We start from the raw sequence: 15,925 nt of genomic DNA on the forward strand, positions 1-15,925 counted from the left end.
GACTGATCAGCGCAGGTCGCAAGCCATGGAATTCCGACTGATCGACCGCATCCGCGAACGCACCGCGCAAGGCCGCGAAGACGTGAAGCTCGGCATCGGCGACGATGCTGCCGTGGTCGCGCCACCGGCAGGGCAGGAGCTTGCCATCGCGATCGACACCATGGTCGAAGGCGTGCATTTCCCGCATGGCACGGCGGCGGCGGATATCGGATGGAAATCGCTCGCGGTGAATCTTTCCGATCTCGCTGCCATGGGCGCGAGCCCTGCATGGGCTTTGCTGGCGCTGACCCTGCCGACGCAACCCGCAGAGCAGCTGAGCGCCTTCATTGATGGCTACGCCGAAGGGTTTGCCCAGTTGGCGCAGCCGCATCGGCTGGCCCTGATCGGTGGCGACACCACGCGTGGCGCCTTGACCATCAGCGTTGCCGTGCATGGCTTCGTCCCGCCCGGTAAAGCGCTGACGCGTGCAGGCGCGCGCGCAGGCGACGTGGTGCTGGTTACCGGCACGCTGGGTGACGCCGCTGCTGGTTTGCATCTGCTACAGCGCGGCGCGCGTGTGGATGAGGGCGATGGGCGCGCGGCCTATCTGATCGAACGACTGCATCGGCCCACGCCACGCCTGTCGGTTGGCCTGGCCTTGCGCGACCGGGCGAGCGCCTGCATCGATATCTCCGATGGCTTGCTGGCCGACCTTGGACATATCTGCGAGGAAAGCGCCGTGGGCGCAGAAATCGAAGCGCCGCTCCTGCCGTGCTCGCCGATGCTGATGGCCAGCTTCGACGACCTGGCCGTGCGCGACTTCGCGCTGGCAGGTGGCGACGATTACGAACTGTGTTTCACCGTGCCACCGGCGCTGGTGGCCGATGTGCAGACCGATCTGGCACGCCTTGGCTGCGGCGCCACGCGGATCGGGCGCATAATCGAAGGCGCCGGCGTGCGCGTGCGCGACGCCCAGGGACAATGGCTGGAACCCTCGCAACGCGGCTGGGACCATTTCGCATGAGCGACAAGACGATCCTCACCCCGGAACAACGACGTGTACTGCTCGCTACGCCGGCGGGCTGGCTGGCCTGTGGGTTTGGCTCGGGCCTCGCGCCAGTGGCGCAGGGCACGTTCGGCTCACTGGCGGCGTTGCTGCCGTGGCTGTTGCTGCGCAGTTTGCCGGTGCAGCTCTATGTGTTTGCGATTACGGTGGGCTTCGTCATCGGCGTGTGGGCCTGCGGGGTGGCGGGGCGCCTGATCGGTGTCGACGATCATCGCAGCATCGTGTGGGATGAGTTTGTCGGGTTGTGGATTGCGCTGATTCCGGCGGTGATGGGGCCGTGGTGGAGCGTGGTGCTCGGGTTTGCGTTGTTTCGGTTGTTTGATGTGTGGAAGCCTTGGCCGATTGGCTGGTTGGATCGTCGGCTGAAGGGTGGGGTGGGGGTAATGGTGGATGATGTGGTGGCGGGGGTGTTTGCGGCTGTTGTGCTCGCCTGTGTGATGGCGGCGCTGCGCTGACCGCTCGTCATCCCGCCGCAGGTCGGAGGAGTTCTTCGACCGCCGAATGGCTGGTCATCCAGCTTTTGACCGTCATTCCTGCGAAGGCAGGAGGCGCCTTTCAACAGCCGAAGGCTGGTCATCCAGTGACTTTACGCTGCGATCGTCGCCATAAGGCCAGCGTGCCGCCTACGCGGCGGGCGTTTCGAACGGCTGCCGCCGCTCGAGTCACTTTTCTTTTGCTGGCCCAAAAGATCCCACGGGACTAGCTTCGCGTCGAAAGTAACCCAAAGAAAATGGCCTGATGACGCCCGCAGCATTGTGTTGGGATAAGCCCGAACGTTCGAGGCGCGTCGTTATGGGACAACCTCCGAGGGTACACAGCGGGTACTGCCAAGCGCTGCGCAACGCGCCCGAATCGCTGAGGACTTAAAGCCGAGCCTCGCTGCGCATCGGCTTTAGACATCCCTTCTTCCGTCTGCCGCGCCTGCTTGTCTGTGGGAGCGCACCCTGTGCGCGACAGCCACGCCGCGGTGTACGGCTCCGTAGGGTTGTCGCGCACAGGGTGCGCTCCCACAAAGAGCCGATCGGTACAGGCCTGCGTACCCCTTGTAGGAGCGCACCTTGTGCGCGACCGCGGCGCTGGGGTGTATCGCCCCGTAGGTTTGTCGCGCACAGGGTGCGCTCCCACATGACTAGGTGGGCGCTGGGCTGAGGGTCGGGGCATTGGCATCTTTACGGAGGTGCTTCCATGCGGCAGCTGAATCGGGCCAAGCCCCGCTTTTGCCACAAACCCAACACCGCCCCGCCTGCGCACCGCGATATATTTTGCGGTCGCGATTCCGTTCGATGTGTACGCGTCGGATGCCGCAGGGATGCCAAGGGGATAGGACGTGAATCGATTGCCAGGTCTGGACCTGCTGCGCGCGATAGCGATCGTGTGGGTGATGATCTTCCACTCGTACATCATCGATGGCTGGGGGCACTTTGGCGGGATCGAGAAGAACGGCTGGATGGGCGTGGACCTGTTCTTCGTCCTCAGCGGCTTTCTGATCGGCTCGCAGGTGCTCAAGCCGCTGGCGGAGGGGCGGGGATTCTCGTTCGCGGATTTCTACCAGCGCCGCGCCTTTCGCATCCTTCCGGCGTACCTCGTGGTGGTGGCGGCGTACTTCATTTGGCCGTCCGTGCGCGAGCAGGGGGAGCTGCAGCCGCTGTGGCAGTTCCTTACCTTTACGGTGAACCTGCTGATCGATGCCAAGGATCACCTGGCCTTCTCGCACGTATGGTCGTTGTGCGTGGAGGAGCATTTCTACCTGCTGTTCCCGCTACTGGCATGGTGGCTGGCGCGGCGTCCGTCCGTGCGTCGGTTCGTGCTGGTATGCATGGCGGTGGTGCTGGCGGGGATGGCAGTGCGGGGTGTGATGTGGGCCTGGGAACTGGCGCCGTTGACCGGTCTTGACCAAAATTCCTATGGAAAAACCTTCCTGGAGCGCATTTACTATCCCACGTGGTCCCGTCTGGACGGCCTTTTGATGGGCGTGATGCTGGCTACGGCCAGGGTCTACAGGCCCATCCTCTGGTCCCGATGGGGACGCCATGCCAACGGCTTTCTGCTCGCAGGGGTAGCGGTAGTCGGCGGTGCGATCATGTTGTTCCGCGATCGGACCGGCTTCATTCCCACCGTGGTGGGGTATCCGTTGCTTTCCTTCGGCCTGGGGTTGCTGGTGTTGGCCGGCGCTCAAACGTCGGGCGTGCTTGCGCGCCTGCGCGTACCGGGTGCTGGCTGGTTGGCGGCGGTGTCCTATAGCCTGTATCTGTCGCACAAGGCGGTGTTCCATCTGGTGGAATCCGCGGCGGGGGAAAAGCTGGACGGTCATGGCCTGCTGACTTTTGCAGCTTATGCGTCAGCGGTGTTGGGGGTCGGAGCGTTGCTTCACTACGGGGTGGAGCGCCCATTCCTGAAACTGCGGATGCGGGTTTTACATCAGGCGCCGGCTGCAGCGCACGCGTCTGGCGTGATTGCCGGAGCCGGAACGGATGCGGCCTGATGTGGGTTAGGGGATTCACTCTAAGGGGAGGGTGTCATGTGCAAGCTCATGCGCATTGTGTGTTTCATGCTGTTGTTGTCGGTCGTGCCTTGTTCCGTGTTTGCCGCCACCGCGGCGCCGGCGGGCCCTTGCCGAACGATTGACCCGTCGACCTGCGCGAACGCCAACCAGCTCTCGCGGGCAAGCGGCTTCGTGACGGCGCTGGGGCATTTCGCCGGCGACAGCAAGGTCAACTATTTCCGCGGCAGTCGCTCGGTGAGCGAGCAGGCCTTGTCGGCGCTGGGCGGCTCATCGCCGTCGGTGCAGGTGCTGGCCGACAAGCGGTTCCTGTTCACGGCCTGCCCGGCGCGTGAGTGCGGCGGCAGTGCGGCTGCGGTGATCCTCAACGAGTACGGCCAGATCGAGGCGCTGGGCTTTTCCAGCTACCACTGCGATACCGCCTGCGACGATTTCCGTCACCTGGATTTCTACGTCCGCAAGGACGGCGACAAAGAGGCGCTGATCACCGAGTTGAAGGCATGGGGCCTGGGCGATCCGCTCAAGAGCACGCTGTGGCGTCCCGAGGCCGACCAGGGCATCGAGAACCGTGTAGACGTCCATACGCTGCCGTAAGCGCAGCGTTTCTCATCGACGGTCGCCGGGTCGGGCGACCGTCGATGCTGCTTCTGGCGCCTAGGCCTGGAGCACGATGCGATAGCGCGCCTTGCCCTCCTCGAGGTGCTTGAGCGCGGCATTCACGTCCGACATGGGGAACATTTCCACCTGTGGGCGGATGTCATGGCGCGTGGCGTAGTCGAGCAGGGTAGCGATATCCACCGGTGCACCGGTGGGTGAGCCGGAAACCTCCCGCTCCGTCAGGATCAACGCGAACGCCGAGACGGGAATGGGCTCAAGCACGCCGCCCACCACATGCATGCGACCGCGCGGCGCCAATGTGCCGAGCAGCGCCGCCCAGTCCAGCGAGACATTCACCGTCACCAGCAGCAGGTCCAGTGAGCCGGCGATGCCTGCAATGGCGTTGGCGTCGCGACTGGAAACGACGTTGTGCGCACCGAAGCTGCGCGCCTCGTCCGCCTTCGACGCGTTGGAGGTGAAGGCGGTGACCTCGCAACCCCAGGCGCGGGCAAACTTCACCGCCATATGCCCCAGGCCGCCGATACCCACCACGCCCACGCGGGCGGTCGGGCTGATGTTGTAAGCCAGAAACGGCTTAAGCACCGTGATGCCGCCACACAACAGCGGACCCGCGCTCGGCAGGTCGATGCCATCGGGCAGAGGAATGGCCCAGGCCCAATGGGCGCGCACCTTGTCGGCAAAGCCGCCGTGATGGCCGCCGATGGTCGGCTGCACTTCGGGACACAGATTGTGGTGCCCCGACAGGCATTGATGGCAATGCATGCAACTGCCTGCGGTCCAGCCGATGCCCACGCGCTGGCCGACCTTGAGCCCTTTGGCCTGGGCGCCAAGGGCCGTGATGCGCCCGACCACCTCATGACCGGGTACGAAGGGAAACCGCGACATGCCCCACTCGTTGCTGATCATCGAAAGATCGGAGTGGCAGACGCCGCAATAATCCACCGCCACTTCCACTTCTTCGGCGCCCAGCGGGCCGAGATCGAACTCGGTAAGCACCAGCGGCTTGCCCGCTTCCTGGACAGCCCAGCCTTGCATCGTTGACATGGCGTTGCTCCGATCGGGGAGGGTGGCGTATGGCGAAACGCGCAGTCTAGGGCGCACCGTGTCGGTGCCACGTGTAAAGCGCAACGATGGACGAATGACGCGCGCTGTTGGCATGCTGTTCCATCCCCCACAAGCGGAGCGCTCCCATGCAATACCGTCGCCTTGGCTCATCCGGCCTGCAGCTTTCTGCGCTTTCCTTCGGCGCGTGGGTCACCTTCGGCACGCAAGTGGGGCGTTCGCTGGCGCGCGATCTGCTCGCGATGGCCCACGATCACGGCATCAATTTTTTCGACAACGCCGAGGTCTACAACCACGGCGTCGCCGAGACACTGATGGGCGACGTGCTCGCCGATCTGCGCTTTCCGCGCGACAGTTATTGCGTGTCGAGCAAGGTTTATTTCGGTGCGGTCGACAATCCGCTGCCCACGCAACGCGGGCTTTCGCGCAAGCACGTGATCGAGGCCTGCCATCAGGCGCTGCAACGTTTGCGCGTCGAGCATCTCGATCTTTACTTCTGCCATCGCCCCGATCCAGACACGCCGATTGTCGAAACCGTGGCGGCGATGGATACGCTGGTGCGCCAGGGCAAGGTGCTCTATTGGGGCACCAGCGAATGGCCGGCGGAGGCCATCATCGAAGCCCATCGGGCGGCGCGCGACAACCACATGTTCGCGCCGACCATGGAACAGCCGCAGTACAACCTGTTGCATCGCGAGCGCGTGGAGCAGGAATACGCGCCGCTGTACGACACTTACGGCATGGGCACCACGATCTGGTCGCCGCTGGCCTCGGGTCTGTTGAGCGGTAAGTACAACCATGGCGTGCCATCCGAATCGCGTCTTGCGCAGCCCGGCTATGAGTGGCTGCGCGAAGCGGTGCTGGAGAACGATGGTTCGCGACTTGAGAAGGTGCGACGCCTGGCGCCGATTGCCGATGAACTGGGAGTCTCCATGGCGCAGCTTGCGATTGCCTGGTGCCTGGCCAACCCGCATGTTTCAACGGTGATGCTGGGTGCGAGCAAGCTCGAGCAGTTGGAGCAGAATCTTGGAGCGTTGGCGTTGTTGCCGAAGTTGGATGGGGATGTGTTGAAGCGCGTTGCGGCAGCGGTGGCGTGACGTGATTTTCTGTGGGAGCGCACCCTGTGCGCGACCGCCACGCTTGGGTGTATCGCTCCGTTGGTTTGTCGCGCACAGGGTGCGCTCCCACACACAGCGAATGTCCATTGCCCGCGGTTTGCCACAACTGGCCTCCGAGTCGCCCGCGCGCGGCCCGGCGCATTCGCAAAGGCGCGACATGCTGCCCCGACTTTCCATCACGGATGTTGGTCCATGAAACTTTCCCGCATCGCGTTAGGCGCATGCCTGGCGCTCGCCGCAGTGACCATCGCGCACGCCGAGAAGGCCGCCTGGTCGCAGCCGCAGCAGCCGTTTCGCATCTACGGCAACACCTACTACGTCGGCACGCACGGGCTCACCGCCATCCTCATCGCATCATCCGATGGCCTGGTGCTACTCGATGGCACGTTGCCGCAGAACGCGGCGTTAGTAGAAGCAAACATCAAGGCGTTGGGCTTTCAACTTCGTGATGTGAAGCGCATCCTCAATTCGCACGCGCATTCGGATCATGCCGGCGGCATCGCCGCGATCGCGCACGACAGCGGTGCGCGCGTGATGGCCAGCGAAGTGGGTGCGAAGGAGCTAAAGCTGGGCGGCCGCTATCCCGAGGACCCGCAATTTGGCGACGCGCCCGCGTATCCGCCGGTGAGTTCGGTGGAGGTCGTTGCGGACAATGGCGTGGTCCGAGTGGGCGACGTGGCGGTGACCGCCCACTACACGCCTGGGCACACGCCCGGCAGCACCACCTGGACGTGGCAGTCGTGCGAGGGCAAGCGCTGCCTCAACATGGTTTACGCCGATAGCATCAGCGCGCTGACGGCCGGCAGTTTCCGCTACAGCGATCCGGCCCATCCGGAGCGCGTGAGCAACTACCGGCGCGGCCTGGCCGTGATCGCCAGCTTGCCCTGCGACATCCTGATGGTGCCGCATCCCGATCAGATCGATTTCCTCGAGAAGGCGGGTCGCCGCAGCGCCGGGTCGTCCGATCCCGTGGTGGACCCCGCCGCCTGTAAGGTCTACGCGCAGATGGGAACTCGCAGCCTGGATGACAGGCTGGCCAAGGAACGCGTAGGGAAATAGAGCTACGTAAAACAGGGTGTTGACACGGTAATGAGAATTATTATCATCTGACGTGCCACCACTCTCCTGCGGAGCTCCACCATGACCACGACGGTTTTGTCCCTCCCCCAGGGTGCCGACGCCCTGGCGCGCCCGTTCCGCCTGCTCAGCCTGAAGCCATCGGCGCCCTCGCCGGACGCCGCCACGCGCCGTGTCTCCAGCCAGATGCTGCTCAAGGGCGAGCGTGAACTGGTGATCCAGCACCAGGGCAACGAGTACCACCTGCGCCTGACCCGCAACGACAAGTTGATTCTCACCAAGTGAGGTTCGCCTCGGCCCACGCTTCGGCGCGGGCCGGCGGCGGGCATGCCGTCCCCCCGAGGGAGCTTCATGGGCAAGGACGCCTTCAACCGGTCATGGCGCCGGGACACCTCTCCAAGACCATTAGCCACGCGGTTCTCCCCGAACGCCAGCCAGGTCGCTTCCTGCCAAGGAGTACTGACGATGTTTGGCTGGCTTGCACATGCCTTCGCTACGGTCCGTTCCGGTGCTGACACGGCGGCATGGACCATCAGCCGCAGCTCGGTTCGGATCGATGGCACGACGCTCGCTGCACGCCTGCCGTTGCTGGGTGGCGTGCTGTATCTGCCGGCTTGCGCCTCCTCGCGCCCTGCGCGCGAGCTCGCCCCGGGCTGGCTGGTGACGCGGCAGGATCTGGCGCCGCTGCTGCAGACGGAAGAACTGCGCGCATCAAGCATGATCGGCGCCGACGGCCCGCGCGAATGGATCGACTGCTTCGACGCGTCCGGCGCGTTCTGCGCCCGCCTGCACTTGCTGCCGGATACCGACTACCTCGCGTGGGATGCCTTGCTCGCCGGCGGCACACCGCTGCCGGCTGTACCGGTATGTCCCGGCGAAGTGGCTTGCAAGGCGGCGATGGCGGAATTGCTGTGCTTCCACACCACGCGGATCGCGTCGCTGGACGTACTCGACACGTTGCCGCTGGGGCAACTTTCCTCGCTGGGTCGGGGCATTGCCCGCGACGTGGCGAGGGCGGCAGCGGTGTCGCTGGCGCCGGCGTTCGACTAGTCGGGTGGCGCCAGCACGTCCGCGGACGCTTGTCCGCCTGTCCGTGCAGGTGTCCGCGGACAGCTGTCCGCGCCGGCGTCGCGATTTCAACTCACTGAAAAATAGCGAATAAATCGACGCTTTGGACTTGGCACGCGGATTGCTGACTAGGGTCAGGGGCCGCATTGTCAGCGGCCAGGGACCCATCGATGATTCGCGATACCTCCGCACAAGACCGACTGGTCGAGGTCAAATCCAATCCCAAGCGCCGCATGGTGCTGATCGGCATCGGCGTTGCCGTGCTGGCCTTGCTGGCCTTGTTCGGTCCGCGCATTGGCCGCCTGTTCTCGGCCGACGCCTCGGTCAGCAGCTCGCGCCTGGCGTTTGCCACGGTGGAGCGCGGTCCGTTCGTGCGCGACATCGCGGCCGAAGGCAAGGTGGTGGCAGCCGTCAGCCCGACGCTTTATGCCACCTACGGCGGCGCGGTCACGCTCAAGGTGCATGCCGGCGACGCGGTGAAGAAGGGCCAGATACTGGCCGTCATCGACAGCCCGGAACTGACCAACAAGCTTGCGCAGGAAATGAGCGCCGCCGACGCCATGCAGGTCGATTACCTGCGTGCCCAGATCGACGCGCGCAAGACGCGCGGCGAACTGCAGAAGGCGTACGACAACGCCAACATCGACGATCAGGGCGCGCAGCGCGACCTGGCGCGTTACCAGAAGGCGTTCACCCTCGGCGCCGTGCCCAGCATGGACGTGGACAAGTCCAAGGACGCGCTGCAGAAGGCGAACATCACGCTGGCGCACGCCAAGACCGATCTGGCCACCAATACCGACAGTCTCAACTTCGACATCCAGTCCAAGAAGCTCGCGCACGATCGCCAGCTGCTGATGGTGAAAGACCTGCAGCGCCAGGTGGAAGATCTCAACGTGAAGTCGCCGGTGGACGGCCAGGTCGGCCAGCTGTTCATCGCTGAGCGTGCCACGGTGGCCAAGGATGCCCAGTTGGTCAGCGTGATCGACCTCTCCGCGCTCGAAGTGGAAATGAAGGTGCCGGAAAGCTTCGCGCGTGATCTGGGCATCGGCATGACCGGCGAGATCAGCGGCAACGGCGTCACCTGGAAGGGCCTGGTCAGCGCCATTTCGCCGGAAGTCGTGAACGGCGAAGTCGCCGCCCGCCTGCGCTTCGACGGCCAGACGCCCAAGCAGCTGCGCCAGAACCAGCGCCTGTCCGTGCGCATCCTGCTGGACAAGCGCGACAACGTGCTCACCGTGCAGCGCGGCTCCTTCGTCGACGAATCGGGTGGCAGCTATGCCTACCTCGTGCGCGACGGCGTGGCGGAAAAGCATCCGATCCGCGTGGGTGCCAGCAGCATCGACAAAGTGGAAATCCTCGATGGCCTGAAGGAAGGCGACAACATCGTGATCTCCGGTACCGACAGCTTCAAGGGCGCCCAGCGCGTCGCCATCTCCAACTAACCACCACTCGAAGGACAACACCATGCTCAAGATGACTCATCTGTCCAAGGTCTACCGCACCGAAGTGGTGGAGACCTATGCGCTGCGCGACTTCAACATCAACGTGAACGAAGGCGAGTTCGTCGCCGTGACCGGTCCGTCCGGTTCGGGCAAGACCACCTTCCTCACTATTGCCGGTTTGCTGGAAACCTTCACCGGTGGCCAGTACCACCTCGACGGCGTTGAAGTGAGCAACCTCAACGACAACGAGCGCTCGCGCATCCGCAACGAGAAGATCGGTTTCATCTTCCAGGCGTTCAACCTGATCCCCGACCTCAACGTGTTCGACAACGTGGAAGTGCCGTTGCGCTATCGCGGCATGAAGGCGGCCGAACGCAAGGAGCGCATCATGGATGCGCTCGAGCGCGTGGGCCTGGCCTCGCGTGCCAAGCACTATCCGGCCGAACTCTCCGGCGGTCAGCAGCAACGTGTGGCTATTGCGCGTGCGCTCGCCGGTTCGCCGCGCCTGCTGCTGGCGGACGAACCGACCGGCAACCTCGATACGCAGATGGCGCGTGGCGTGATGGAGCTGCTGGAAGAGATCCATCGCGAAGGCGCCACCATCGTGATGGTGACGCACGATCCGGAACTGGCCGCCCGCGCGCAGCGCAATGTGCACATCATCGACGGTCAGGTGGTCGACCTGGCGGAAGATCCGCGCTTCCACCACGCCGTGCACGCCGCCCGCAACAACGCTCCGGCCTGATAACCGGCCGCCGATGCCTCCTGCTTCGGCAGGAGGCGGTTTGAAGCCCCGTAAAGGACGACCATGTTCGCCTACTACCTCCAGCTTGGCTTGCGCAGCCTCCGCAAAAACCCGCTGTTGACCCTGCTGATGGTGTTGGCGATCGGTTGCGGCGTGGCTGCGTCGATGACCACCTACTCGGTGTTCCGCGCGACCTCCAACAACCCCATCCCGCAGAAGTCCTCGCAGCTGTACGTGCCGCAGATCGACAACTGGGGGCCGGAGGCGCAGCAGGACAACAAGGGCGAGCCGCCCAACGCGATCACCTATACCGACGCCATCAACCTGATGCGCGACAAGCGGGCGACGCGGCAGACGGCCTTGTTCCCCGCGGCGGTGTCGATTGTGCCGGCGGACCCGTCCATGCTGCCGTTTCGCGAAACAAGCTACGCCTGGTATGCCGACGCGTTCCCGATGTTCGACATTCCCTTCCTCTATGGCCATGGCTGGACTGCCGACGAAGACGCGTCGCATGCGGCGGTGGCCGTGATCGGCAAGGAACTCAATGAAAAGCTGTTCAACGGCGGCAACAGCGTAGGCAAGAACATCAACCTCAATGGCCGCGATTACCGCATCGTCGGCGTGGCGGCCAAGTGGAACCCCGAGCCGGTGTTCTACGACGTGATCAACACCAATGGCTTCGATGACCCGATCGAGGTGTTCATTCCCTTCACGCGTGCCGTGGAAGTACAGACGACGACCAACGGCAACAATAACTGCAGCAAGGACCCGGGCAAGGGTTGGGATGCGTGGATCAAGTCCGAGTGCGTGTGGCTGGGCTATTGGGCAGAACTGCCGACGACGGCGCAGGCGGATGCCTATCGCCAGTACCTCAATGGTTATGCCGCCGAACAGCAGCGTTCAGGCCGCTTCCATTGGGCACCCAATACGCGCCTGCGCAATGTGACGGAATGGCTCGAATACCAAAAGGTGGTGCCGCAGGAGGCCAAGGTCTCGCTGCTGGTGTCGCTGGGCTTCCTGCTGATCTGCCTGGTGAACACGGTTGGCTTGCTGCTCGCCAAGTTCATGAAGCGTTCGTCGGAAATCGGCGTGCGCCGTGCGCTGGGCGCTACGCGCAAGGAGATTTACCTGCAATTCCTGATCGAGGCAGCCGCGATCGGCCTGGCCGGTGGTGTGGTTGGCCTGGTGCTTACGGGTCTGGGCGTGATGGGTATCTCGCTGGTGTTTGAACCGGACATCGCCAAGCTAGCCACGCTCGACGGATCGCTGGTGCTGCTCACCATGCTGCTGGCAATTCTGGCGACCGTGCTGGCGGCCTTTTATCCCACGTGGCGTGCTGCGCAGGTGCAGCCGGCGTGGCAGCTGAAATCCAACTGAGGCGACGACCATGCTGCAGATCAAGCCCATACTCGCCGCGCTCAAGCGTCACAAGGCAGGCACGGTTCTCATCGCCATGCAGATCGCCCTGACCCTGGCGATCGTCTGCAATGCGATCTTCATCATCCACCAGCGACTGGATCGCGTGCAGCGTCCCACCGGCATGGTGGAAAGCGACCTGATGGCCATCCAGACGCGGTTCGTCGGCACCGAGGAAACCAAGGCGGGTCCTCTGGTCAAGTCGGATCTGGTCGCGCTGCGCCAGCTTCCAGGCGTGCAGGACGCCGTGGCCCTGAACTCCTATCCGCTGCGCGGCGGTGGCTGGTCCACCGGTGTGCGCACCGATCCGGATGCCAAGAATTCCAAGGCGCACACCACGCAGTATTTTGGTGACGAGCACGCCTTACCCACGATGGCGCTCAAACTGATCGCGGGGCGCAACTTCCGTCCGGACGAAATCGTGGAAGCCGATCCGCAGGCCATACCCGATCCGGCCGTGATCATCGTGAGCAAGGCGTTGGCCGACAAGATGTATCCGGAAGGTTCGGCGCTGGGCAAGACCATCTACATCGGCGACTCCAAGTCGCCCAGCACCATCGTAGGCATCGTTGAGCGCCTGCAGGTGCCGTGGAATGGCACGTGGTCCGATTCGTTCTACGAGAACTCGCTGATCCAGCCGGTGCAGCTCACCAGTGCGTTCACCAACTACCTGATCCGCACCAAGCCCGGCCAGCTGGCCGATGTGCTGAAGGCCGCGCCGGCAGCGCTGGTGAAAGCCAACCGCATGCGCGTGATTCCGTCAGAGCGCGGCGTCCGCAGCTTCGCCCAGGTGCGCGAGTACGCATACAAGGGCGACCGCGGCATGGCCATCCTGATGGGCGTGGTGTGCCTGGTGCTGTTGGGCATCACGGCGGCGGGCATCGTCGGCCTGACCAGCTTCTGGGTCGGCCAGCGACGCAAGCAGATTGGCGTGCGGCGCGCACTGGGCGCGACCAAGCACGACATTCTCAGCTACTTCCTCACCGAGAACCTGCTGATCGGTATTGCCGGCGTCCTGATTGGCGCCTTGCTCGCGGTCGGCATGAACCTGTGGCTGGTGACGCAGTTCGAGATGGCGCGGTTGTCGGTGGTCTATGTGTTGGTGGGCGTGGTGACTCTGTTGCTGCTGGGGCAGGGTGCCACGCTGGCGCCGGCCATGCGCGCTTCGCGGGTGTCGCCGGTGGAAGCCACGCGCTCGGTCTGACCGGCGCGTGGTGAGGCAAGACAACGATCGCAAGACCTGTTGGGAAACATGAGGTAACGATGAGCGGCATGTTTGTACACAACTTGCGACTGGGCGCGGCAAGCCTTCGGCGCAACGTCTTGCTGACGACATTGATGATCATGTCGATCGGTTTTGGCGTGGCGGCGTCGATGGTCACCTTTGCCGTGTTCCGTGCGGTATCGGGCGATCCGATCCCGCAGAAGTCGCCGCAATTGTTCGTGCCGCTGATCGACAACCGTGGACCGCAATACAACCGCCGTGGCGAGCCGCCCTCGGCGCTCAACTATGTGGACGCCGTGGCCTTGATGCGGGCGCACAAGGCGGTGCGCCAGACCATGCTGTACCCGGTGGGTCTTTCGGTGATGCCGGATGATCCGCAGCGGATGCCGTTCAAGGCGCCAGGCTATGCCACGTATGGCGACTTCTTCAGCATGTTCGACGTGCCGTTCCTGTATGGCAGCGCCTGGAGCGATGCGGAGGACGAGGCGCGCGACCCAGTCATCGTGATCAGCCGCGACCTCAACCAGAAGCTGTTCGGCGGCAGCAACAGCGTGGGTCAGCGGCTGGTGCTTGACGACAAGCAGTACCGCATCGTCGGCGTCACCAACAAGTGGGATCCCAAGCCGCGCTTCTTCGACACCTTCAGCGGCAACGCCTATGCCGATCCGGCACAGATCTATATCCCCTTTACCTATGCCATCGCACAGCACATCGACACGCGCGGCAACAACAATTGCGGCAGCGACGGCAAGCGCGGGGATACCTGGGATAGCTGGTTGCAAGGCGAATGCGTTTGGATCAATCCCTGGGTCGAGTTGAACAATGCCGAGCAGGTGCGGGCCTATCGACAATTCCTGGACGGCTACGCGCGTCAGCAGCGTGAGGCGGGGCGCTTCAATTGGGCTCCGAACAACCGGCTGCGCAATGTGCGCGAGTGGTTGGACTACCAGCATGCCGTGCCGCCGGAAAGCCGCATCTCGATGACGCTGGCGTTCGGCTTCTTGCTGATCTGCCTGGTCAACACGATTGGTTTGCTGCTTGCTAAATTCATGCGCCGCGCCCCCGAGATCGGCGTGCGCCGTGCACTGGGTGCGTCGCGCGGCGACATCTACCGCCAGTTCCTGGCCGAGGCGGCCATGGTTGGACTGGCAGGCGGTGCGCTTGGCCTCTTGTTCACCGCGATCGGGATGCTTGGCCTGGGCATGGTGTTCGAGCCGCAGATCGCGCGGCTTGCGCACCTGGACGCATCGCTGATGCTGTTGACCTTGCTGGTGGCCATCACGGCGACCGTGGTTGCGGCGTTCTATCCCACCTGGCGGGCGGCGCAAGTGCAGCCGGCCTGGCAGCTCAAGTCCAACTGAGGGGGAGACGAGCCATGCAGATCAAACCGATACTCTCCGCGTTGCGCCGCCACAAGGCCGGTACCTTCCTGATCGCTGCGCAGATCGCGCTGACGCTTGCCATCGTGTGCAATGCGCTATTCATCATCCAGCAGCGCGTGGCGCATCTGTCCGAGCCGAGCGGCATTGATGAAGCCAACACGTTCGTGATCAAGAGCGAGTGGGTGGGTGCGCCCGGTCCTGACCAGGCCGACGCGCAGATGCGCGAGGACCTGCAAGTGCTGCGCCAGGTGCCGGGCGTGCAAAACGTGACGCCGAGCAATTCCTATCCGTTGCGCGGCGACGGCTGGGATGACGCCATCAGGCTCAAACCCGACCAGATCCAGGACACGTCCGGCGCCACCATCTATTTCGCCGACGAGAACTTCATCGATACGCTCGACCTCAAACTCATCGCCGGACGCAACTTCCGGGCTGAGGAAATTGGGCACATGGACCTGCGTTACAAGCTCGCGCCGCCGGTGGTCATCATCACCAAGGCACTGGCTGAAAAACTCTTCCCGGGCGACACCGCGGTGGGCAAGACGATCTACCTGATCGGCGGTCCGGCGACGGTGGTGGGCGAAGTGGAACTGCTGCAGGCGCAAAGCGTGGAGCATTGGGCCTCCGAATTTGCCTATCGCTCGGTGATCATTCCGGAGCGATTGAATGTGTCGCTGGGTGCGTTCTACATCGTGCGTACCCGGCCGGGGCAGCTCGATACAGCCATGCCCGCAGCGATAAAAGCGCTGTTCGCGCACAACCCGCGCCGCGTGATCAACGAGGACGACGGTGTGCTTCCTTTCAGCGAAGTGCGCTCGCGCGCCTACGAGAGCGATCGCGGCATGGCCATCCTGATGGGTGTGATCTGCGCGGTGCTGCTCGCGGTGACCGCGGCCGGCATCGTGGGCCTTACCAGTTTCTGGGTGGGCCAGCGCCGCAAGCAGATCGGCGTGCGGCGCGCATTGGGCGCGACCCGGCGCGACATACTCAATTACTTCATGACCGAGAACCTGCTGATCAGCGTGGGCGGCGTGTTGTTCGGGGCGGTGCTCGCGATTGCGATCAATTTGTGGATGGTCACGCGCTTTGAGATGCATCACCTGTCGATGGTGTATCTGATGGCAGGCGTGGCGATGCTGTTGTTGCTGGGGCAGGGTGCGGTACTGGCGCCGGCGCTTCGTGCGTCGCGCGTGCCGCCGGTGGAGGCCACGCGATCGGTGTGATCGC

The 15,925-nt window shown here is 63.9% G+C and carries 15 protein-coding genes; 14 read left to right on the plus strand and 1 reads right to left on the minus strand.

The window, feature by feature from the left end; translation table 11 throughout:
- Positions 1-25 precede the first annotated feature (25 nt).
- The 4 genes from thiL to AC1DMY_RS01365 all read left to right on the plus strand — a co-directional run bounded on the left by thiL (position 26) and on the right by AC1DMY_RS01365 (position 4,139).
- Complete coding sequence (thiL, locus tag AC1DMY_RS01350) at positions 26-1,003, plus strand: thiamine-phosphate kinase (RefSeq protein ID WP_477163250.1); 978 nt, start codon at positions 26-28, stop codon at positions 1,001-1,003.
- Complete coding sequence (locus tag AC1DMY_RS01355) at positions 1,000-1,500, plus strand: phosphatidylglycerophosphatase A family protein (protein WP_477163251.1); 501 nt, start codon at positions 1,000-1,002, stop codon at positions 1,498-1,500. Before thiL ends, AC1DMY_RS01355 begins: the two co-directional genes overlap by 4 nt.
- A gap of 872 nt (positions 1,501-2,372) precedes the next feature.
- Entirely contained in the window at positions 2,373-3,527 is a 1,155-nt protein-coding gene (locus AC1DMY_RS01360; protein ID WP_477163252.1) for an acyltransferase family protein, read from the plus strand.
- A 36-nt stretch (positions 3,528-3,563) separates the two neighbouring features.
- On the plus strand, positions 3,564-4,139 hold the full coding sequence (locus AC1DMY_RS01365) for a hypothetical protein (RefSeq protein ID WP_477163253.1): 576 nt from the start codon (positions 3,564-3,566) through the stop codon (positions 4,137-4,139).
- A gap of 60 nt (positions 4,140-4,199) precedes the next feature.
- Here AC1DMY_RS01365 and ahr read toward each other — a convergent pair whose 3' ends face one another.
- Entirely contained in the window at positions 4,200-5,207 is a 1,008-nt protein-coding gene (ahr, locus tag AC1DMY_RS01370; protein WP_477163254.1) for an NADPH-dependent aldehyde reductase Ahr, read from the minus strand.
- Positions 5,208-5,353: 146 nt separating this feature from the next.
- Between ahr and AC1DMY_RS01375 the strand changes: the two genes are divergently transcribed.
- The 10 genes from AC1DMY_RS01375 (at position 5,354) to AC1DMY_RS01420 (ending at position 15,921) form a co-directional block, all read left to right on the plus strand.
- A complete protein-coding gene (locus AC1DMY_RS01375; protein WP_477163255.1) occupies positions 5,354-6,322 on the plus strand; it encodes a potassium channel beta subunit family protein in 969 nt (322 codons plus the stop codon).
- A 213-nt stretch (positions 6,323-6,535) separates the two neighbouring features.
- Positions 6,536-7,402: a subclass B3 metallo-beta-lactamase gene (bla, locus tag AC1DMY_RS01380; RefSeq protein WP_477163256.1), complete on the plus strand. Its 867-nt coding sequence runs from the start codon at positions 6,536-6,538 to the stop codon at positions 7,400-7,402.
- Between the two features lie 81 nt (positions 7,403-7,483).
- Entirely contained in the window at positions 7,484-7,705 is a 222-nt protein-coding gene (gene hemP / locus AC1DMY_RS01385; RefSeq protein ID WP_477163257.1) for a hemin uptake protein HemP, read from the plus strand.
- A gap of 180 nt (positions 7,706-7,885) precedes the next feature.
- Positions 7,886-8,470, plus strand: a complete 585-nt coding sequence (locus AC1DMY_RS01390; RefSeq protein WP_477163258.1) for a hypothetical protein — start codon at positions 7,886-7,888, stop codon at positions 8,468-8,470.
- Between the two features lie 188 nt (positions 8,471-8,658).
- Entirely contained in the window at positions 8,659-9,930 is a 1,272-nt protein-coding gene (locus AC1DMY_RS01395) for an efflux RND transporter periplasmic adaptor subunit (RefSeq protein ID WP_477163259.1), read from the plus strand.
- A gap of 22 nt (positions 9,931-9,952) precedes the next feature.
- Positions 9,953-10,675, plus strand: a complete 723-nt coding sequence (locus tag AC1DMY_RS01400) for an ABC transporter ATP-binding protein (RefSeq protein WP_046970517.1) — start codon at positions 9,953-9,955, stop codon at positions 10,673-10,675.
- A gap of 63 nt (positions 10,676-10,738) precedes the next feature.
- Positions 10,739-12,052 (plus strand): ABC transporter permease, encoded by a 1,314-nt coding sequence (locus AC1DMY_RS01405; RefSeq protein WP_477163260.1) that lies wholly within the window; start codon positions 10,739-10,741, stop codon positions 12,050-12,052.
- Between the two features lie 10 nt (positions 12,053-12,062).
- Complete coding sequence (locus AC1DMY_RS01410) at positions 12,063-13,295, plus strand: ABC transporter permease (protein ID WP_477163261.1); 1,233 nt, start codon at positions 12,063-12,065, stop codon at positions 13,293-13,295.
- Positions 13,296-13,363: 68 nt separating this feature from the next.
- A complete protein-coding gene (locus tag AC1DMY_RS01415; protein ID WP_477163262.1) occupies positions 13,364-14,677 on the plus strand; it encodes an ABC transporter permease in 1,314 nt (437 codons plus the stop codon).
- 14 nt (positions 14,678-14,691) lie between these two features.
- Positions 14,692-15,921 (plus strand): ABC transporter permease, encoded by a 1,230-nt coding sequence (locus tag AC1DMY_RS01420; protein WP_477163263.1) that lies wholly within the window; start codon positions 14,692-14,694, stop codon positions 15,919-15,921.
- Positions 15,922-15,925 lie beyond the last annotated feature (4 nt).

Source organism: Dyella sp. 01L423 (genome assembly GCF_056399945.1).

What these genes read in the sequence shown, in the direction of transcription:
- AC1DMY_RS01390 (WP_477163258.1), top strand. Translation starts at nt 7,886, where the DNA reads ATGTTTGGCTGGCTTGCACATGCCTTCGCTACGGTCCGTTCCGGTGCT.
- ahr (WP_477163254.1), bottom strand. Translation starts at nt 5,207, where the DNA reads ATGTCAACGATGCAAGGCTGGGCTGTCCAGGAAGCGGGCAAGCCGCTG.
- AC1DMY_RS01395 (WP_477163259.1), top strand. Translation starts at nt 8,659, where the DNA reads ATGATTCGCGATACCTCCGCACAAGACCGACTGGTCGAGGTCAAATCC.
- thiL (WP_477163250.1), top strand. Translation starts at nt 26, where the DNA reads ATGGAATTCCGACTGATCGACCGCATCCGCGAACGCACCGCGCAAGGC.
- hemP (WP_477163257.1), top strand. Translation starts at nt 7,484, where the DNA reads ATGACCACGACGGTTTTGTCCCTCCCCCAGGGTGCCGACGCCCTGGCG.
- AC1DMY_RS01410 (WP_477163261.1), top strand. Translation starts at nt 12,063, where the DNA reads ATGCTGCAGATCAAGCCCATACTCGCCGCGCTCAAGCGTCACAAGGCA.
- AC1DMY_RS01415 (WP_477163262.1), top strand. Translation starts at nt 13,364, where the DNA reads ATGTTTGTACACAACTTGCGACTGGGCGCGGCAAGCCTTCGGCGCAAC.
- AC1DMY_RS01400 (WP_046970517.1), top strand. Translation starts at nt 9,953, where the DNA reads ATGCTCAAGATGACTCATCTGTCCAAGGTCTACCGCACCGAAGTGGTG.
- AC1DMY_RS01375 (WP_477163255.1), top strand. Translation starts at nt 5,354, where the DNA reads ATGCAATACCGTCGCCTTGGCTCATCCGGCCTGCAGCTTTCTGCGCTT.
- AC1DMY_RS01365 (WP_477163253.1), top strand. Translation starts at nt 3,564, where the DNA reads ATGTGCAAGCTCATGCGCATTGTGTGTTTCATGCTGTTGTTGTCGGTC.
- AC1DMY_RS01355 (WP_477163251.1), top strand. Translation starts at nt 1,000, where the DNA reads ATGAGCGACAAGACGATCCTCACCCCGGAACAACGACGTGTACTGCTC.
- AC1DMY_RS01420 (WP_477163263.1), top strand. Translation starts at nt 14,692, where the DNA reads ATGCAGATCAAACCGATACTCTCCGCGTTGCGCCGCCACAAGGCCGGT.
- bla (WP_477163256.1), top strand. Translation starts at nt 6,536, where the DNA reads ATGAAACTTTCCCGCATCGCGTTAGGCGCATGCCTGGCGCTCGCCGCA.
- AC1DMY_RS01405 (WP_477163260.1), top strand. Translation starts at nt 10,739, where the DNA reads ATGTTCGCCTACTACCTCCAGCTTGGCTTGCGCAGCCTCCGCAAAAAC.